15 protein-coding genes and 2 pseudogenes are annotated in these 20,324 nt (G+C 40.6%); 8 read left to right on the top strand and 9 right to left on the bottom strand.

The window, feature by feature from the left end:
• Nucleotides 1-139: helix-turn-helix domain-containing protein (locus tag L876_RS22485; RefSeq protein WP_156029416.1), on the bottom strand; the 139-nt coding region annotated here is incomplete at its 3' end.
• Between the two features lie 417 nt (nucleotides 140-556).
• Here L876_RS22485 and L876_RS21615 point away from each other — a divergent pair.
• The 6 genes and pseudogenes from L876_RS21615 to L876_RS21610 all read left to right on the top strand — a co-directional run.
• Nucleotides 557-1,708, top strand: a pseudogene (locus L876_RS21615) (Y-family DNA polymerase); the annotation flags it as partial.
• A 757-nt stretch (nucleotides 1,709-2,465) separates the two neighbouring features.
• Nucleotides 2,466-3,071: a TnsA endonuclease N-terminal domain-containing protein gene (locus tag L876_RS0111360; RefSeq protein ID WP_028763927.1), complete on the top strand. Its 606-nt coding sequence runs from the start codon at nucleotides 2,466-2,468 to the stop codon at nucleotides 3,069-3,071.
• Between the two features lie 2 nt (nucleotides 3,072-3,073).
• Nucleotides 3,074-5,089, top strand: coding sequence for an integrase catalytic domain-containing protein (locus tag L876_RS0111355; protein WP_028763926.1), 2,016 nt, complete (start codon nucleotides 3,074-3,076; stop codon nucleotides 5,087-5,089).
• Nucleotides 5,077-6,063: an ATP-binding protein gene (locus L876_RS0111350; protein ID WP_081730686.1), complete on the top strand. Its 987-nt coding sequence runs from the start codon at nucleotides 5,077-5,079 to the stop codon at nucleotides 6,061-6,063. Before L876_RS0111355 ends, L876_RS0111350 begins: the two co-directional genes overlap by 13 nt.
• Nucleotides 6,032-7,387, top strand: coding sequence for a hypothetical protein (locus L876_RS0111345; protein ID WP_028763924.1), 1,356 nt, complete (start codon nucleotides 6,032-6,034; stop codon nucleotides 7,385-7,387). The genes L876_RS0111350 and L876_RS0111345 overlap by 32 nt, the downstream gene beginning before the upstream one ends.
• Nucleotides 7,388-7,454: 67 nt before the next feature.
• The gene (locus L876_RS21610) at nucleotides 7,455-7,784 is read left to right on the top strand and encodes a hypothetical protein (protein WP_051413091.1); all 330 of its coding nucleotides are present in this window, start codon (nucleotides 7,455-7,457) and stop codon (nucleotides 7,782-7,784) included.
• Nucleotides 7,785-8,614: 830 nt separating this feature from the next.
• On the opposite strand, the gene L876_RS0111325 is transcribed toward L876_RS21610, so the two are convergent.
• From L876_RS0111325 to L876_RS22755, 6 genes are all read right to left on the bottom strand, one after another.
• A complete protein-coding gene (locus L876_RS0111325) occupies nucleotides 8,615-8,842 on the bottom strand; it encodes a hypothetical protein (RefSeq protein WP_028763922.1) in 228 nt (75 codons plus the stop codon).
• 464 nt (nucleotides 8,843-9,306) lie between these two features.
• Nucleotides 9,307-11,220 carry a hybrid sensor histidine kinase/response regulator gene (locus L876_RS0111320; RefSeq protein WP_211237661.1) on the bottom strand — a complete coding sequence of 638 codons (1,914 nt, stop codon included), beginning with the start codon at nucleotides 11,218-11,220 and terminating at the stop codon, nucleotides 9,307-9,309.
• Between the two features lie 85 nt (nucleotides 11,221-11,305).
• Complete coding sequence (locus L876_RS0111315) at nucleotides 11,306-11,617, bottom strand: hypothetical protein (RefSeq protein WP_028763920.1); 312 nt, start codon at nucleotides 11,615-11,617, stop codon at nucleotides 11,306-11,308.
• Nucleotides 11,604-12,821 carry an EAL domain-containing response regulator gene (locus L876_RS0111310; RefSeq protein WP_028763919.1) on the bottom strand — a complete coding sequence of 406 codons (1,218 nt, stop codon included), beginning with the start codon at nucleotides 12,819-12,821 and terminating at the stop codon, nucleotides 11,604-11,606. The genes L876_RS0111315 and L876_RS0111310 overlap by 14 nt, the downstream gene beginning before the upstream one ends.
• A gap of 5 nt (nucleotides 12,822-12,826) precedes the next feature.
• Nucleotides 12,827-13,672, bottom strand: coding sequence for an XRE family transcriptional regulator (locus L876_RS0111305; RefSeq protein WP_211237660.1), 846 nt, complete (start codon nucleotides 13,670-13,672; stop codon nucleotides 12,827-12,829).
• 25 nt (nucleotides 13,673-13,697) lie between these two features.
• The gene (locus tag L876_RS22755) at nucleotides 13,698-13,937 is read right to left on the bottom strand and encodes a hypothetical protein (RefSeq protein WP_156029415.1); all 240 of its coding nucleotides are present in this window, start codon (nucleotides 13,935-13,937) and stop codon (nucleotides 13,698-13,700) included.
• A 1,449-nt stretch (nucleotides 13,938-15,386) separates the two neighbouring features.
• Here L876_RS22755 and L876_RS0111295 point away from each other — a divergent pair.
• Nucleotides 15,387-16,196 (top strand): annotated as a pseudogene (locus L876_RS0111295) (IS3 family transposase); the annotation flags it as partial.
• A gap of 293 nt (nucleotides 16,197-16,489) precedes the next feature.
• Here L876_RS0111295 and L876_RS0111290 read toward each other — a convergent pair.
• Both L876_RS0111290 and L876_RS21605 read right to left on the bottom strand, forming a co-directional pair.
• The gene (locus L876_RS0111290; RefSeq protein WP_028763916.1) at nucleotides 16,490-17,338 is read right to left on the bottom strand and encodes a DUF4852 domain-containing protein; all 849 of its coding nucleotides are present in this window, start codon (nucleotides 17,336-17,338) and stop codon (nucleotides 16,490-16,492) included.
• Nucleotides 17,339-17,719: 381 nt separating this feature from the next.
• Nucleotides 17,720-18,868 carry a multidrug effflux MFS transporter gene (locus tag L876_RS21605; protein WP_051413090.1) on the bottom strand — a complete coding sequence of 383 codons (1,149 nt, stop codon included), beginning with the start codon at nucleotides 18,866-18,868 and terminating at the stop codon, nucleotides 17,720-17,722.
• Nucleotides 18,869-18,964: 96 nt separating this feature from the next.
• On the opposite strand from L876_RS21605, the gene L876_RS0111280 reads away from it, so the two are divergent.
• Complete coding sequence (locus L876_RS0111280) at nucleotides 18,965-19,750, top strand: AraC family transcriptional regulator (protein WP_028763915.1); 786 nt, start codon at nucleotides 18,965-18,967, stop codon at nucleotides 19,748-19,750.
• The last annotated feature ends 574 nt before the right edge of the window (nucleotides 19,751-20,324 follow it).

The raw sequence follows: 20,324 nt of genomic DNA, 5'->3' as shown, positions 1-20,324 counted from the left end.
TTCGATTGCGATTGACTTCCCGGCTGATTGTGCTGTGACTTACTTTCAGACGTTTTCCTATCTCCCGATAACTGAAACCCTCGCGTAAATAGGCTTCAATCTGGTATCGTTGTCCCTCGATCAACTGCTTGTAATTCATGGCAACTACTCATGTTTGTTTGGCGACTACAGAGTATCACCAACAGGCAGTTGATCTCTCCTCACCGTTTAACCATGAGTGGTGCACTTATTATCTGAATTCGGGCTGACAACATCCTCCCCTTTCTAAAATCTCATTAGCAGTTAACTTCTTTCACCAACAGATATTCCATAAATAAATCTAATGTTAAGATAAAAGTGCCACTTGCAGAATTTTAAAACTGAAAGATAATGATTTATATCATTAAAAAAAGAAGTGCCACTTAAATCGTGATTATTATTTATGTGTGAAAATTAAGCTTGATGTTGCTCACTTTTCTCAAATTAGAATGATAATGAGTAAAAGATCGACATAAAATCTATTAGGTTGTTATTAATGTAAATTCACACAATTGGTCACAATCTAGTCGTAACAGTGGGCTGTATTGTGGCCGCCAATCGCCAAGCTAAAGAAGCAGGGATAGCTAAGTTTGTCCCCTACTTCCAGGTTAAGTCGCTGTGCGAGCGTAAAGGCGTGATAGCGCTCTCCTCAAACTATGAACTCTATGGCTCGCTTTCATCCGCCATGATGGAAATCATCGGTCGCTTTGCCCCAGAGCAGCACATTTACAGTATTGATGAGTCCTTTCTGTCGTTTAAACACTGTTACCCAGCCATTCCCTGCTTAATCACTCAAGCCGCGCGGATACGGCGAGCGGTCTGGAAAGAATCGCGGTTACCTGTGTGCGTCGGCATGGGGGAATCACTGACCTTGGCCAAAGCGGCTAATCATGCTGCTAAGAAGCTCCCTGGCTATAACGGTGTGTGCGCCATCTCCAGTCACAGCGAAAGAGAGTTCGTGTTGGGGCAGATGGCAACCAGCGATGTGTGGGGGGTCGGTAAACGTATTGCCAAGCGGCTGTCAGCGATGAATATCAACACGGCGCTTGAGTTAGCACGCTTAGCGCCCGGCATTGCTCGCCAACAATTTAATATTGAGGTGGAGCGAACCGTCCGTGAGCTAAACGGCGTACCCTGTAAGGGATGGGATGAAGCCCGTGCTGATAAGTTGCAGATATTCTCGACCAGAAGCATGGGACAGCGCATCATGGACAAAGCATCCCTATTACAGGCCATCACCAAGCACGCCGCGATAGCCGCCGCCAAAGCGAGACACCAAGGTTCATTGTGCAATGCCATGCTGGTGTTTGCCAGCAACTCGCCTTTTGATGAACAGCCCTGTGGATTCAAAGTCACTGTGCGCTTACCTAGTCCAACGAATGATACCTGTGAACTCGTTAAGGCCGCAGTGAGTCTGTGTGAGTCGCGGTTCCAACATGGCGTGCGCTACTACAAGGTGGGTGTCGGGCTGATTGATTTGTGCAACGAAGCCCACTACCAACATGACTTATTCGCCCAACCTAAAAGCCCTGCGCTCATGAATGTGCTGGATGCGCTTAACAATCGCTATGGCACCGATGCTTTGTTTGTTGCCGGACAAGGCATTGCGCCCAAATGGCGAATGCGCCGAGACATGCTCACCCCTCAATACACAACCAATTGGCACGATATCCCGCAAATCAGTTGCTGATAGCACGCCCATCACTGCTACGTAAGAAACGTTCACTGACGCCACAGAAGCGATAAACCTCAATTATTTCATGGTGATGAGCCTGAGATGTAACCGTTAACACTAGCTATGAATCCTTTTCATCATTAGTGGCGTTAAGCGGGATGGCGGTTTACTGGTGCCATGACGGAAAAACCCACGGTTAGACCTCTTTCTTAGTGCTGTAAATCAATAAATGGGGGTAATTAATGTTACAAAAACTACATGTATACAGTTGTTTGGAGAAGTTTGACAAAGATTAACAATAATTAATGCTTGGTTTTAGATGCTGAAAATAGCCGATGAAAATCAAATCAGCTATTGACGGATAAGTCGCTGCTGCATAAGGCCTAAGTTACTGATAGGTTGTTGAGTGGGTGCCTCTTGAGAATAAAACTTAATTTGATTTGTAACAAAGTGTTTCGCGCGATAATTTGACTATAAACCTGTTTTATAACAATGAGGTAATGTTTTTTTTGAGAGGTGGTTTTCAAAAAAAATTTTGCAATTCCAAAAAAATATTTTTCTACAAAAATTTTAAATGTTGGGTGTTTCAGTGAACGCTTTTCTGACTTAATACGAATACTTAAGCGATTTCTAAAAATTCAAAAAAATTCAAATCAATTTTTTGAAGCAAATTTTTTTGAAATGACGAGTTTGATGTTGTAGATACCCCGAAACTTGCACTCTGCCCGGTTCGGCTATTATTCAATCATTAAGAGCTAGTTGAGAGCTAAACATGACTAAACGTGTACCCAATATGCGAAAAGGACGCAATATTACATGGATGTTCAGCCACAAGAATGAGCAATCAGTCTTCATCGATTCTTTTCTTGAGCAGACCTACGCTAACAAGTTAGAACTTTCACCTGAGGTGAAAGCATATGCCACACAACCTGAGAGTATGCACGTCAATGTGGACGGTAAGAAATGTCGCTATACGCCTGGCTTTCTTGTCGTCAATCATGATGGGACTTCAATCTATGTCGAAGTTCATCATAACGCTTTTATTAATGATGAGTATCTCAAGAAGCTTGATGCTGCCGAGCAATACATCAATGAAACGACCTCATCGTCATTTCTTCTGGTAGATGAAGCCGAACTTCCAATGGTCGTGGGTAAAAACATACAAATGATCGTCATGAACCGAAATGCCACTGAGCTTGAACACGTTGATGTTAGCCAACTGCCTGATGTTACAACATACGCAGAGCTTTATCGGCTGCTAAGTGATGACCTTGAAGACCCTGCGGCCGCTATTTATGAACTCATTGCAATCAAAGTCTTTAAGTATGATGAATGTGTGATTTTTGGCCCTTCAACTCAACTCGTGAGGGCGCAATAACAATGCTGGCAAGGCTCTGTAACACTCAATACCAAGCATCCACAGGCGTTATTCTCACGTCTGTGTATCAAGATAGTGATTCTATCCTGCTTAAAGGTGAGCATGAAACAGAACAAAGTGTTTATCTAAAGTCCGAGGAGTTCCACGAGAAGCTTGAACAAGGTGAACTTACTGAAATACTGCCCCCGCCAGTGCATCGTGTACTGAATGATAGGCAGAAAAAAGCGCATCAGCGCAAAATGCTCTATGTACAGACCCTGTGTGAAATTGTTGATAACAGCAATGGGGAACTGAAGCCTAGTACAGAAGAAGCGTATGAACGCTTGAAAGCGGTGTTGATTGAAAGACACCCTGAACTTGTCTATCCGAACATGCCCGCTAAAACGACAATTAATGCGTATTGGCACCAATGGGTCAAAAATGGTTACGACAACAATGTGCTGATGCCCAAAAAGCGCAAGTCTTCAACACGACTCAGTACTGAATCTGAAGAGTTCATGATAAGTCGCATCATCAAAGACTGGTGTGATGGCGTCCATGACAATAAGAAAGCGTGTTACAGAGCGTATAAAGATGATGTAAAGAAGGTCAATGATGAGACGATCCAATTAGCAAGCTACAGCACCTACCTTCGTCGTTTAAAAACCTATAGCGAACACTATAACAAGTTAAATAACGATGCTACATCCGACGCTGAACGAAATCAGTTACTGAACACTATCGGTAAACGAATAAAAACCGACTTCCCACTTGAGCGCGTAGAAGTGGACAGAATGTGCCCAACGCTTCGTTTAATCGATGATGACACTGGGGAGATCACTGAGAATATGGGGATTTATGTCGCGATGGATGCGTACTCGCGTTATCCCATTGGTGTTGTTGTAGAGTTCGGGCAAGGTGAAAACAAAGAGTCGGTGACCAATCTGCTAAGAAGTACTTTTGAGTCGGATGAGTTCTTACCCGCAAAAGGGAGGCCATTTGAACTTGTCACAGATAACGGAGCGGGCTTTAACAACAGCATCATGCGTAAACTTTGCAATAACTTGGTAATAAACCTTAAGCATAACCCAGCAAATAGGCCAACGATGAAGCCCTTTGTTGAGTCGTTCAATAATACATTGCGTAAGCAATTCTTTGAGGGCTATCAAGTCACCTTAGCAAATGGCGAGCGTGTCATCGGTGTTCCCGGGTACCTACCTCCTAGGACGGGAAAAGAACAACAAAGCAAACAACCAAAACAACTCGCAAGCATGTTCGTGAGTGATTTTAAAAAGCACCTCAATAGGTTCTTGAGTGAATATGTCAATACCAAGCACAGTATGACTGGCGAAACACCGCAAGAACGTTGGGATACAAAGGCGATGATGCGCTCATCTAAGCGAGATAATTATGACCATGTCGTCTCTGCGTTTCATGTATACCTAAAACCGAGTCAACACAAGTTACAGGCCAGTGGCTATATTACTTGCTACAACCAGATTTTCAGTAGCAAAGATTTAAAAGACCTCTACAGCCAGATGAAGACCTACGGCAATGAGCTGCCTTCGGTTTCGATTCAGTATTGTCCATTCGATGCTCGCTATGTGACCGTTATCGGTAAGCACCCGAAAACAAAGGCAGACATTTGTTTAGTGGTTCCCAACCGAGAGCTCGATGATATGCCCTTCCCTGTTTCATTTGAAGAGCTTAATGGTCACAAACCGAAGTCATTCAGTGTTTATATGCAAGCACATAAAGGCGAAGTAACCAATCAAGTTGAAAGCGTCCTACAAACCGTCAAGGTCAGGAAAAAGCGCTCTGGTAAGCCCGTGCATTCTTATGAGGTCAATAATGCCGCTAACCTCTCCGCAGCGGAGCGCATCCAACGTTCAAACGAAAAAGTGGTCAATGAGCGCACGGAATATGATGCAAACATTGCGGTTGTAGAAGACAAACCGAAGCATAGCGAAACAAAACAGAGACATCACCAACCGAACGATAATTATGATGAGGGCGCTGAAGATTTATGGAACGACTGATGGCCGAGTTAAATAGCATTGATATGCCTGATAACATTGCTAAACATTGCACGCTAAAAGCAGCATGGAAAGCGATGAATCATGTGCATTACAATTTTACGCATCAAGCTAAGAAGCTGGGACTTCTCATTACGGGGCCATCAGGCATCGGTAAAACGCTACTCGCGGAAACATACGCGAGTCAGATGAAGGGACGCGAGAGTGAAGAGAAAGTCACTATTCCTGTATTGCATCATGAAGTGGCAATCGAAACGAACAGCCCCAGTGCGTTACTTCGCGGAATAATCATGCGGATGGGCGCTCCACTCCCAAGGAAGGCGGTAGACTTTATTGAACTATTTGCTCAGTTCAATCAATTATTGGTCGAACTTGAAGTTGAGCTACTCATCATTGATGAAGTTCAACATACCCTGCCTAAAAATGATGGGATAAAGACGCAACAAATGCTGAAGTGTTTCGCGAGCATGCTTGATAAATCGGGCGTACCGATTGTGTTCATGGGGACCCAAGCCGCCAACCGATTAATGACATTCGGTACAACTAAAAAGGATTATGACGATGATGAGCAATTGTCACGCCGCATGATAAAACCGGTGAAATTGCATCAAATTATTCCGATTAGTAAAGAGTCGTTAAATGTTTTTAATTATTTCATGGCAAGAGAAAATCTGCCGTTGCTGCAAAACAACGAACGTGAACTTATCACACGTTTGAATCTTGCTTATATCAATGGTCACTTCGGTACCTTGGACAAATTATTCAAAGGCTATGACTTTTCATATGTTCGCGATCGCATCATGTTATTAGATGCGCTAAAAGAGAGTTTTGACCTTAATTGCCCTTGTGAGGCTAACCCTTTCAATGAGCAAGACTATAACGCCATAGATGCAACACTTGTGGTCGAAAAGCACAAAGTATGGGTTAACGAATGGAGGGCTGAACATGGGTATCCAACCTCTATGCCTGCCAAATGAGTCTGGTATCGGGTACGCGCTAAGATTTGCCCAACGAAATGGGCTCCAATACTTAGGCTCCTTCCTCAAATCGACACGTATTCAGTGGCTGGTTAAAGGAACGAATTACTCAAAGCTAGTGTTAGGGCGTTTACAGGAACTCAGCCATCCAAATTCGCTCAGTGAGGTATTTAACCCACTGTTCAAGAATAATCGGCTACTGACAGCACGCGTGTGCCTTGATTGTATTGATGAGGCAAAATTTGTGCACCTGGAGGTACAAAACCCATTTGTGGTGAAATGTACCAAACATAACAAAGGGTTCATCGAGCGTTGCACGCATTGTGACACCGCTCTGAACTGGGAGCTGGGCTTACTTGATGGTCGATGTACGAATAGAGACTGCGGCAAACGATTAGTCTCGCCTCCTGGGCCAGAGTTTCCCTTAGAGCTCACCGAGCAACAAGTATCGGATTGCATACTGGCGAGTCACTTCGCGCGAAATACATACTCGATGACAATCAGCGTATCGACATGGCCAACGTTTACTTCATTAGAACAGGAGGTAAACCAAGGCTACAAATTATTGAGCGATAGCGAAACAGCGAAGCAATGGCTGAGTGTCATGGCAAACAGTATGCCGAGTTCCCTCCCTGCATCGTTTCGTAATCACGGCGCAAGTATGTTGGTTAATGCCACCGGCGACTGGAAGAACAGTCAGCTACTGAAAGCCGAATTACCCAACACAGAGCAGACCTCCCTTCCGGGTAAGTTTATGGTTTCAGTGCCGGATGCGAATAAGTTGCTCACGACCAATATAAAGGCGTTAAAGTTGTTACAAGAAGAAGGCTTGATACCACATACGCACAATAGAATACATATTGGCGCTGACGTCGATCTCACCTTGATCCTCTCTATGTTAAAGCGAGCCAATGCTGACGTGTCGCAGCCCCAGTCTCTATCAGAACTCCGTGGTATTTTAGATTACTATGCACTTGATATGGTCGACGTACTATTAGGGATGAAGTGTGGGGTGTTGCACGCAAAGTGCATTGCTAGCGTAGATTTGCATCACTCAATACATGTTAACGCTGATGCACTGAAAGTCTTTGGGCAAAGCAGATTCACACAATTTGCCCCGCAAAATATATCGTTCAAGAAAGCAATGAAGTTGACCGGGCTATCGGAGCTGGCACTGAAACGTTTGCGTAAGACAGGTCAGCTACGCCCTCCTCGCGTCTGGATGCATGGTGGGCATGAGCAATGCTGTTTTGAAGATGTGCTGGCCTTACGACAACAACTCGAAAGCAAGCAACTGGTTCTATGGGATAACTCGGCAGCTTAATTGACTGAGTAAGCGACAGATGCTGTTCGAATCGGACCCATAGAGTAAAACAAGTAGAGGATAAATTATGGAAATCACATCTGAAGGTTGGGTCGTGCTGAAAGTAACAGATACAGACGACACAATCTGGTACAAGATCTTTAGTTCTTGGCGCTTAGGAGATAGGTGGCGCTTATCATCAGGTGCTACAGATAAATCGCAGTTAGTGGATAACGGCGATCACTTTGTTTGGCCGCAGCAATCAGGTACGGTTTACTTGTTGCCAAAAGATTTTGAAGGTGGCATGAGCATTTACACTGCAAGTGTTTTAGATGACCTATCATCTACCGCTCAAGCGTCAGGTGCTCTCGTAGAAAGGATCACTCTGAATGACGCGGAAATAGAGAAAGCGCATTGAGGACCAACCGTTTTTCTATTGCTGTTCAGTGATGCTTAGGTGAAATTTGTCCATAAGACTCGGGGCAGTCCATATAACTCTATGAAGTGTCTATTGTTCTAGGGGCTTACCAGTGCTTTACTGGGTTTAGGTGGGGGGCGATATAGATAGGCTTCAATGACTAGCTGATAAGCACATTCAGATAAAGCCTTCCCTTTCAGGGATAGAAAAAGCTTTTCATAGTAATTAATGCCACTGTCTAACATTAGGGAGTCCATTCTCTATTGATGACGAAAATATACACTTATCAACATGTTTTTAAAACATAATATCTATAAATTTTTAATCTGCATGTTTGGTCGCATATGTGTTGAGTGGGAAATAGTGAGTCAAGAGTGAACTAGTCTGTTTCTAGGTAGCTAGAGGCTTACCAAAAACTGAGATGCTAGATATTTTAGAATACTCATTCGTACTTGTTATATGGTTACTTGGAATGATACAGAGTTTTAATACCATATTTCTTTAAAACCAGTTCTAAGATGCCTGCAATACTGGCGACTAAAAACGACCAAGCAAGAAGACCATAAGTCGACGTTGTTAGCGCACCTAGTGCTGAGTCTGGTGATAACGTAGATTGTGCGAAACCATAAAACATAACTAACACTATTATTGAGTAGAAACATAGTCCAAATTTAGTAAAATGGATTTTTGAAGGATCCTTATTCATTTCTGATACTCCAGAACCAAGTAACGCCCCAACAGGGGCCAAGCGAAACTAGCCCCTGCGTACGTAGTGCGCATTTCCGATTGGGCTTGTTATGTGTAGGCTGAAAGCACAGTGAACAGATAACTTAAGGGCTGCATGAGCAGCCGAGAGTACCGTCACCTTGCTCCCACTCAGTGTATTCTTCTTCTCCACGACAGCTCGACCTCACTTTATTACATTGTAGGGTTCCGTAACCGACCTTTGAATCAGAAATGTCTGTCATTACGTCGCTAGCAATCCGGTTTTGAATTGAGTTAGTCACACTAGAACACCCAAAAATAAGCCCCAAAGCAAAAAATACTAGAAGCTTCATATGTACCTCCTTGCACATAACGCCCTAATCAGCGAGACATCGTTTGGCGTCGGCTGTAGTTGATTGTGTACGCCCAGCATGGGCATGAACAAATGAAGTGAAAGTCCTCGTAGGAAGGTCAGCGTTAAATAACATGCTGTTATTTAAAGTTAACTACTAGCAAATTGCAAGGGTTTGTCCGCGAGGATTGGTCTTAAGGAAGCCGCGAGCTGATGAACAAGAACATCGTATGAGGCGCAGGCTAGAGGTTTGTTGGCACAAGACAACGAAACCACGTGCTTTAATGCCCTTTGGGCTGCGCCGAGTGTAATGGCCAAATGGCTTACCACTGATAACAACACACCAGGTTTCCCCATACAAACGAACTCTCTGATTGATAGGTGCTAACTACTAACAGTTGAAGATATTTACCTAGCAACTGTTCTAACTATATGTATAGTGTTCATTGAAATAAAACAACCACTTTAAAGTATCTTCAATCTAGCTTTTAAGATTTCTAATTCTAATGGTTTCTGAAGAAAGTCGATGTCTTTAAATGACTCCGAATTAGGTATTTCGTCTTTAGTATTAGCAGACAAAATAAAGTATCGTATTTGCCAATATCCCCTATTTTTCATTGTTCTAATGATTGACAGCCCATCAGTATCTGCTAGTTTATAATCCATCAGCACAATGAGGTTCGCGTGGTCTTGGTTAGTTTGAGGCTCTGGCTTAATGTTCAGATCTTTTAATAAATTGAACAAATCGCTCTCGTTTTCTACGGGATATACTATAAATCCTGCAGTCTCAAGCATTGCCTTACATACTTCAAGGTTAAATAGGTTGTCATCAACTAATATCACTCGTTTATCTAAGCCTTGATCATTAGATTTAGCTTTATACTCTCGACTATTAGTTATTTGATTTAGGGGATTTGTTGTGTATTCAGTTGTCTCCTTTATTTCTAGTTTAGTTGTTGATTTTTTGTATGGAAACTTGAATAAAACTAACGTCCCTTTGCCCAACTGGCTTCGAATTTTGATTGATCCACCAACGCTTTCTATCACTTTCTTACAAGTGTATAACCCAATACCTATGCCAGACTTTAAAGCGGTGGCACTTTGGCTATCAATTGTAAACGGTCTGGTTAATGCTAACTTGGATTCAGGCGACATGCCCTTACCGAAATCTTTTACAGCGACCCTTATATACCCATCTACTTCATTATCAGCTGACAATTTTTCAGTATCTAGGTGCTTTTTATTTGGCTTAATGCTGACTTTGACTATCACAGTGTGACCACTGCTATATTTAAATGCATTGTTGATAAAGTTAGTGATCAACTGAAAGAACTTTGTCGTATCAAAGGCAAAAAAATTTTGAGGTAAATCATCTATGTCGAGAATCAGACTTTTCTTGTGAGTACCGCTAAGTGCCTGATAATAATCTTTAATATTTACTAGATATTCTTTTAGGTCAACATCTTCGTAATGCAACACTAAAGGTCCTGAAACTGCTTTTGTATATGTCAAAGTGTTCTGTGCAACACTGTTCAGCAAATTTGCTGACCAGATAATTTTATCTAACGTGACTTGTCCTTCATTGTTACATGATTTCATGTTTTTCAGCATTTGTGCATAACCTAAAACAGCATTGATAGGAGTTCGTATTTCATGGTTGAGCGTAGATAACAGTGCAAATTTTGAATCTGTTTCCGTTCTTTCTCTATCAGATTTAATGCGATTTTGGATAATATAGAACAGCAATAATGAAAATGAGACACCTAGTATACTTGTGGCAAGTACAAGCCCTATCATCTCAAGTAGTTCTTTCCTTGTAGGTATTGTGTCTACTGTTAATGTATAGCTTACATCATACTGTTTGAGTTGAAGCTTCTGTTCTGTATGGGAATTAAGTATTCCCGCTAATCTACTCTGTTTAATAACAGAACAACCAATGTTATCAAGCTTCTTTTCGCCCAAAATAAAGTGTTCACACATATCGATATTTAGATCAATCTTTTGCTGGATTCGTTCGTGAGATATGGCGTAAATAAGATATGGCATTTTGGGCTCATCAATTGGTATGAGAATTGTTTCAAACCCATTTAATATATATTTATCAACCCTGTTATTTATTTTTGTTACTGCACCAGTTCGGATCACATCGGCATAATCTGGATCTGAAATAAAGGCCGGGATAAGCTCTGGCGTAAGAGTGAATGCTACAGCTGACTTTATTTTTAGAAGATCTTTTGAAAAGAGAGAGAATTCCGCATTTGTTACTTCTGATGAAGCATTAAAGAATGACCTTAGCGCATCTATTATGATTCGATGCTGTAACAACATATCTTTCGATGAATTGAATACAGCATCGACCTTTCTTTGATGCTGTTTCATTATTTCGCTTCGTGAATGGTTCCACAAAAGAGCATTGATTGCTATCGTAAACAGCAGTCCAGCAAGTAAAGATATACATGCTAAATTACAAGGTCTCAAGCTTAATTTCCTCTAGTAGGTTTTGTAAAGCATACAAACTCGATAAAAGATCAATCTTGCTTACGCTGTCGTAGCAAAAGATTTCATTCTCAATTTTGAGATACCGACAAATACCCTTGAATTTATGTTGTAGGTCGTTGAGCTCCGTTTGCTGCTCTGAACCTAACAAATGTACTCCTTCAAGCAGTGACGACAATTCATCAGTTAAAAGACTATACATTTTGGCTTTAGTTTGATTGTCATAATGATTAAAAAAATCTTTTATTTTAAGTAGCATATGTGAATTAGCAGGCTGCATAGTTCTCCTCATCACGAAGATTATATTCGTTAATCCAGTTAAGCAAATGCCGCCCTTCTATTGGGGGGCTAAAATAATATCCTTGGGCTGTATCGCAACCCAAATTTTTGAGCTGTTTCAGAACAGCTGCAGTTTCGACTCCTTCGGCAACAACATTAACGTTTAGCTTGTTTGCTAATGCAATAATTGACTCTACAATTACTAAATGCTGATTATTGCTGTCGAGATCTGAAACAAAATCTTTATCGATTTTAATTTCATCAAATGGAATGCTATCTAAACGGTCAAAAGTTGAATAACTCTTTCCAAAATCATCAAGAGAAATCGGGATGTTGTTAATGATTAGCTTTGCGAGTGCCTGAAGGGTTTTGTCTTGGTTTATCGTATCTTGAGATTCAGTTAGCTCAAGCATTAGCTTAATATCTGAGGTATTTAAGTGTTTTTCGATTACATAGTCAATAAAGTCTATAGATAGTAGGTCACTGGCACTGATGTTAACGGACAGGCTGTAATCTTTTAAAATTGGAAACAATTGCCATTGTGAGAGTGCTTGATTTAGCACTAACTTCGCTAATTGACAGTTTAACCCAGCTCTTTCAGCTAAAGGGATGAACTTGTCTGGGTATATAAAACCATCACCTTTGACACATAGCCTTGCAAGTACCTCAAAACCGACTATTTTACCGCTTATTATCTCAATCTTTGGTTGATAGCAAAGAAATAAGTTATCTTCATTAAGTAGTTCTGTGATGTTGTATTCATTGCACAAAACCTGTGAGCCTACCTTTGGCAAATCTTCTTTCTTGTCACGATGTTGAACAAGGTCTTTAAGTAAAGCACCTACCTTAAGCGGTTTTTGGTAAACCCCTACAAAGTTAAGATTAAAACCGTTAATAATATTACTGATTAGTTCCAAAGTCCTAATATCTGAAGAGCTAATGATCGCTAATGGAATCGATTTATTTTTAGTGGTGGCCAGGTGGTTAATGACAGCTAAACCATCACCGTTGTCCATTTTCAAATCAGCTATAACCAAATCGAAAACCTCTAGGCCATGAATAGCGTGCTTCTCCATAAGCTTTATAGCTTCATTACCACCGTCAGCTTCAAAAATTTTAAAATTGTGCTCATTATCTAAGGCTAAGAGTTCATTTTTAATGGACGCACGAATAAAGGCTTGATCATCAACTATTAGTATATTCAATGTTGTTACCCGTTATCTTTTTCTGTAATAAAATTGGCTAAGTGATTAGGTGATATCACCGCGAGCTTTAGCAAAAATCGATTTGCCATTAACTCTGAACGACTTAAAAGGAATGAATGTATTGAAACTTTTTGGTCGCCTAGAGCGATATTCCTAACTTTGAAAGCCTCCAACTTTGCAGTTTGGAGTTTTTTGATAAAGATATCGTCACAAACACTAAAGCAGAGGTACCTCAGTCCTTTGTTATTCGAAAATTGATTTATATACGATGACATAATGCTATTTTCTAACTCGATGGTCGCCCCCGCAGATGATAGAACCAACATTCCATCCGGTGTTTTATTTGGCAACTCTGAAATCAACGCTTTTAGATCGCTTTTAATGTTGACCAATTCAAATATGTTTTGAGAAGACGTTTCTAAAAAAAGGCCATGACCGACAATCTGCCCGTTAAACGCTGTTGCTATACTGATTTTTAAGTTTTGGAGCCCATGAAACGAATCCAAAGGGGGCTTCAATATTAAGCTCGGATTGTTCTCATAGCGCATTATCATTTTTAGTACGAGATAAAAGCTATCGTCGTTGATATCAATAGTTTTTATCACGTATTCATCATTTGAATAGTAGGGGTGATTAGACCTAGTAGATTGGGATTTCGGTATAGAGACTAATGTACGGCATTCATTAAGAAACAGAGGATCTGCACTATATATGCTCGTTAATTCCTTATCGTATAGCTCTACTATCTCAGCTTGTTTAGCTAACGATGGAATGTTGACCCCTCTTTCCCAGCGGCTGACAGTTATTGTATCTAGGTTATAAAACAGGCTGCTGTGTTGTCTTAAATGCATACAAAGTTGTTCTTGAGATAGATCATTATTCAGTCGCAGATGCTTCAAAAACATCGAAAATACGTGATTCTGTTTCTCCTTTGAATAGGAGCAAGTTGTAGATGTCATAACGCGTTCCATTGGTCTTTCTTAGTTGTTCTAATAGCCCCACATACCGCTCTTTGTCGATACCATCGATAGGCTCAGGATAAAGCTCCGTATACATGATCCACATTCGGTGATGAAGTTCGTTGAAATAAAGCCCTGTCACAAGTTCATTAGTCATTGTCTTCACAGCCTATCAAGTACAAATAATTAACTGATAAATCATTGTAAAGCACTATGAAAAACGAAAACATGGCAAGTTAAGTAGACTTTCATTGTTAACGTGCCTAGCTAAGTTTTTAACTTATGTTGCAGTTTACCGGCACTAATTAACTGTAATGTAGCTAAATACTAAATACTCACGCTTCATCAGATTACTTACTAACCCATTTGACTAGTTGTAGTACCCAGAAGGTGATTTGCATTTATAGATTTGATTGAACATTTCCCCTTTTTAGACAGTGTCAACACTCCTTTTTTAGATTCGATTGTTTTGTGCCGACAAGACATCAAACTCAAGTATAGTTCTTACGCCAAGATAAGCCTTAAATTCACCCCATTTTCATAAGGGGAGCCCCCTGTTAGAACGGATGCATCTCGCACCAGTTCTAATGTTTATTGAATCTCAGATTCAGCTCTTAAAATCTGAGTTTGAATGGAACGAAAAAAACTTTTTAGAAGGTGGCTCGATTGCCAAATACATGATTGATGCAGATTGGTAAGCCCCACACTGTTCGACTTCTTGCAATCCGAGTCATGAGTCTTGATAGCTTGGGGCTTCCCACTGAAAACAACACACAAGGTTTAGCCATACAAACGAACTATCTAATTGATAGGTACTAAATACTAAGAGTAGAAGATATTTACCTAGTATCCGTCCTAACTATATGTATAGTGTTCATTGAATTTCAGATTTTGCGCTGAAAATCTGAATTTAAATGAATTGCATTAAAACAACCACTTATCTCGAAAATTCTAGTGGACTCATAGATTACAGAAAATCTGATTTTAAAAGGAATTTTTGGTGAAAAATCTGAATCAAGACGCAATTCAAGCATTGACAGTTAATAGTCTCTCGACCTTAGTTCAGATTGTTCAAATGATGAAAGGCAATTGAATTGATTGAATATTAGGCGTCGCTACGTGCACGAAATCATTGATACCGCACGGTTGCCGAGTTGAATACGCGTAGCGTTATGACAACCTCTTTGGAAAATGTTAATTTCAATTGCACCGGGAATGTACTTTTCTGCACTGGTTTTCTATATCACCAGCCTGATTACTGATTATTCCAAAATGAAAGGTATGGTAAGCCCCTAGAACAGTGAAGTTGGCCGCAACTTTTAGGTCCAATGGGTTCAGATTGATATCTATACGAAGTTATAGTCCTGTCGCGAAGAATAGACGCTAGTACACTTTGGCACTAATGAGTTAAGTCCCCTAACCCATTTTTGGACAGAAACGATTTAGAGTATTGATTCTAGTTAACCTGTATTGGATTAGAATAAGTATCTGATTTTACTCTTCCCCCAAATAGCTAAAGACCAAGACCAAGCTATTCACCACGGAGTTCACAGAGGCCACGGAGAAGAGCGAAATTTTTACCACCGTGGTTTTTCGGGGGGATTACCATCGTAGTAGTTACAAATATTGGAAAAAGCGGCCAACAACCATTAATGCCGATAAAGTTAAACTTCGGAGCCTAGTTAGCGAAGTACACACTGCAAGTAATGGGTCGGCTGGTGCTAGAACCATTGCAGATATGGTTAGCCAGCAAGGTGTCTCGTTAAGCCGCTATCGTGCCACTAAGTTGATGAAAGAGCTTGGTATAGTTAGCTGTCAGGTTCCTAAGCACAAATACCGAAAAGGCACGCTAGAACATATTGAAACCCCTAATCACCTAGGTCGACAATTCGCAGTTACAGCTCCGAATGAAGTCTGGGTTGGTGATGTCACCTATGTGTGGGCAGGTAACCGCTGGATGTACTTAGCTGTTGTGATTGATCTATTCGCCCGTAAAGTGATTGGCTGGGCTATGTCATTATCACCTGATAGCCGTTTAACTGGCAAAGCGCTTACGATGGCCTATGAAGGTCGTGGTAAACCTAAAGATGTTATGTTCCATAGCGATCAAGGGACTCACTATACAAGCAGAAAATATCGACAACTTTTATGGCGATACCAGCTCAAACAAAGTTTATCTCGACGTGGGGATTGTTGGGATAATAGTCCAATGGAACGCTTTTTTAGGAGCCTTAAGACAGAATGGATACCAACAACAGGGTATCGTAATTTTACAGAAGCTCAGAACGAAATTACACGATACATAATTGGATATTACTGCCAGCTTCGTCCACATCAATATAACGGCGGACTGACGCCCAATGAATCGGAACGATTGTTCTGGTTAAACTCTAAGATCGTGGCCAATATTAGTTGACCACTACAAATTAAAAGGTACTTAAGCTAAGGGCTAGAGATGTTCTAAAACGTTTTGGGGCAGAAGTTAGGATTCTTGTATCATAAACAATAAATAACCTCCTCCCACACAAAGTAAGAAGAGGTTTACTGTCTGTTCGGCAGATTGTTGCATTTGCTTAAAGAGATACTTACGCCGCAACACACCATGTCATAAAGAGATGTACCGTCTGTTAAGTGCTAATGGAAAGGTTCTACTCCTTTAGCGTAAATCTCTACAGGCAGTACAAACTTAATAAACAATCGGCGTTTCCATTACCAGCAATATGTAAAATCGTAGTTGCAACCGCCTCCAGGAACAAGGTGGTCATTGTAACTACGTGATTGATATGCGGAAGCTTCATCAAGCACTACGCTTACCTGCTCTGCCTGTATCAATACAGCTTTCTTATCTCTGTTTTTGTAAGTTTTCTCGGTAGCTTCAACTACTTTTCCATATATAGTTACGGTCACTACCCTGCTTTTTCTCAAATGGCCAGAAAGCTCACGTGCCTTATTTTGATCATACGGGAGGTACTCGAATTGCTCTCCGTTTTCAAAAGCAACGACATAATCATCGAATGGAATGTAAGACCACGAGCCCATTCCTGTAGCAAATGCTGATTTATCAAAATCATATTCACCTAAATTAACTTTTGCTTTAACCATCACTCTTTGTGCGGCTTTAGCTTTTTCCATTTCCTTATTAATATACGGTTTTATCTCTTTCAACAAATCGTGACGAGTGAACTCATCTGTAGAGTACCTATAATCCTTTGATACTAAGGGAGCTAAAATATGTGCCGGAGTAGAAATGTTTGAAAAAGCTTCATAATAGAAGATAACGTTACGGCCATTTAGCTTTACGTGTTTACCTTGGCTTCCTTCTTTTGATATCTGAAGTGTCATAACCGTTGCTTCTAAGGGGAGGCTTGAGGTCAAAATTGTCTTATCCGGTTCTTGCGTGCTAGTGCTATTCACATCGTTAGCAGGAGATCCTTCATCACTAAAATAATTTTGAATTGTTTCAGGATTCAACTTATATGTTTCATTACCCAGTTTAGCTGTACAGCCTGTAGCGAGAAAACAGCTTATGACTATCCATGCGTAATTTGGTTTTAACATCGATATATTTACCTCGTAGATACAAACAAATTATTAATAGAAATGGTTACTTTAAGGAAAAAGTATCGATGATATTAGGGCATGCTTATACAAGTCAAATACTACCGAACCCAACCTTTAAGTAACATAGCAAGCGATATCACTTAAATTCTTGTCACAAATCAATTTACAATGAGATTACTTAACCAAAATCTTTAAGATTAGTTATATTTTTTAGAAGTTATTGTGAAAAGATGTAAATTCCAACAAGAGCAAACGCAAGTATCTGAATTTAGAATAGTTACAACAATCACCTGATATTAATTAAATTAATTTGTTATATCGTTCGTTTTTGGTGAAGATAGCTATTAAAGTACAGTTACTAGGTTCAACTTGATGTATTTACCTAACGGTTGAGTTAGAAGCTCTCGAGTCAACCCATGACATGGTCGCTACAAGTGCCATAGCACTGCATGTTACGAGTACAATACCCAAATGCTGAACCACACCGGCTAACGTCAATCCTGCTCCAATCATGAGGTAATAGAGTAATCCAAAGATCGCCCCAGCACTTCCAGTTTGCTGTTTATAGTTGACCAAAGCTGCACTCAGTATATTTGGGATCGCAATACTGAATGAAATGACAACAAGCATCATTGGGGTGAGAAACCAGATGGAATCTAGTATCAAATAAACCCCAAGAGCGCCAATCGTTAGCAGTGAAACGGATACCCATAGTAGCGTGTGAAAAGAGGCTTTCCTTGTCAGAAGAGTTTTGTTTAAATAGCTTCCGAGCAAGGTTCCAATGCCTAATACAACACCGCTGTACCCAAATAGACTCGAATTAAAACCGAGATCAACAAAGATAAATGCGCCTAGTTGGTAGTAAGAAAATAGCGCTACGTTATACAGTGCAACCAAGAGTGCCGACAGCATAACATTTTTATCCTTTATAATACAAAGGCTTAGGCTGAATAATTGTAGCGATTGTTTCTCTTTCTGCGTTTCTGGGAGTTTGGCTAGGTTGTAAGTCAATAAGATAACAGCCATGGCTGCTAGTGCGAAGAAAACATCATGATGGCCGCCAGTTGCACTGAGTTTTCCGCCTAAGAGCATTCCTAATACAGGACTGATTGAGATCCCTATTCCCATTAAGCTAAACACTTTACTTAGCTCTTTGCCACCAAACGCATCACGAAGCATAGTTTGTGTCACAATTGAGCCGACAGCGATGCCAAATGCACTAACGGCCCGAGCGATTAGTATGATGGCAAAGCTCTCAGTTTTCATAGCAACCACTGCTGCGCTAGCATATATGAATAGACCGATAATCATTGTTGGCCGTCTGCCTAGTTTGTCGGCCAATATTCCCCAGGTAACAACACCAATAGCAAAGGCAAAAAAGTATATTGATATGGTTTGCGCTGCTTGAGAGTTGCTTACGGAAAATGATTTGGCAATAGCGCCCAAAGCTGGGCTGTAGATGGTTTCTACGATCTGCGGAAACATCAACATAACTACCATCAGCCATAAGGAAGGTTTTGTGTTCATCTGGTGTACTCATCAATTAACTTGGCGCGTAGTTTAGATGAGGCTACCATTTACCCATTAACAACATTAAAACCCAAAACATTAAGATTCGGACAAATGGCTATTATTGATGAAAACATCCAATTCGATGCAGATAAACTAACTGGTTGCGTTGTTGGCATAGCAGCCGATATAGGCAAACACGACTCGGGCATGCACCAGCACAAGAAAGGTCAACTACTCTATGCGCCTCAAGGATGTATCAGTTTCGCATTAGAGAACTCAATCTGCATTTTACCACCTACAAAGGCAGTCTGGATTCCACCATATACCCAACATCGAGCAATAATGACGAACGTGGTGGCATATCGCTCGCTATACTTCAATTGTTCAGTTTTTGAGTGCCCTACGAGCATCACTATGATTGAGGTGGAAACATTACTAAAAGCGCTTATTGATAAAATGGCACATTGGGAGTGGTTCAAACCAGAACGTGAAATGAAAAATACAACAGCTCTTTTTTGGGAAGAATTTTATGCAGCTAACCGTCTTTCTTTTCAATTACCCTTGCCGTCAGATCGCCGCCTGAAGACATTTTGCCAACAAGTGATTAAAGAATCTTATTTGGTGCCAGCTCTTACTCAAATAGCGCATTCATCAGGTGCAAGTACAAAAACTATCACCCGCTTGTTCAAGGCTGAAACAGGTATGTCTTATCAAGACTGGCGGCAGCAATGGCGTTTGCTAAAAGCGATTGAATTGCTCTCTAGAGAAATGCAAGTTTGCGACGTTGCCAATTGGTTGGAGTTTTCATCCGACAGCGCATTTATTGCCTTTTTTAAAAAACAAACAGGGCAAACGCCTCTAAGTTTTATAAAAGGTCATACCGTTACGCCTAACTAAATTATTTTAAATACTTGGGTGTTTTTTTTGGAGTCAAGTCTATCTCTTACCTAGTAGGTAAGAGATGCCCACCCTAGCCCTTTTTCGAACTTAAATTAGTAGCGCTCACGGCTTAACGTTTTTTAACTCATAGGTTCGTAATTAAACTTACCTAGAAGGAAGTGTACTGTTTCGCTTGTCATTAGTTAGCCTTAAAGCCCAGTTACCGCCGTTTTGTTCATCACAACGCTGTTCTGAGTCGTAATAAACATGCTTTGTAACGTTTTTAAGCCTAATGTGATTGCTTTCAAATTGCTCATGAATAAGTGATGTAAGATAATAATTATGTTCAGAATTCACAAAGTTATTTAGACTTTCATTTGTATCAAATACACATACAACCTTTATGCTATTAGGGTAGTTTGAAAAGTCTACAGTATGCGTTAACCATTGAAATCCCGAGACATGATCAATAGCCTTTTGGCACACATTAGTTAACACTGCACAAAGTAAATTATCTAACTTTTTGTCTGATTTTCGCATATCTGAAAGCTGTTTAAGCCTTTACTCCTAATTAAGTGTTACGGCGCAAACT

Source organism: Shewanella colwelliana ATCC 39565, from assembly GCF_000518705.1.
Lineage (GTDB): Bacteria > Pseudomonadota > Gammaproteobacteria > Enterobacterales > Shewanellaceae > Shewanella > Shewanella colwelliana.
This window is presented reverse-complemented; position numbering and strand designations above follow the sequence as displayed.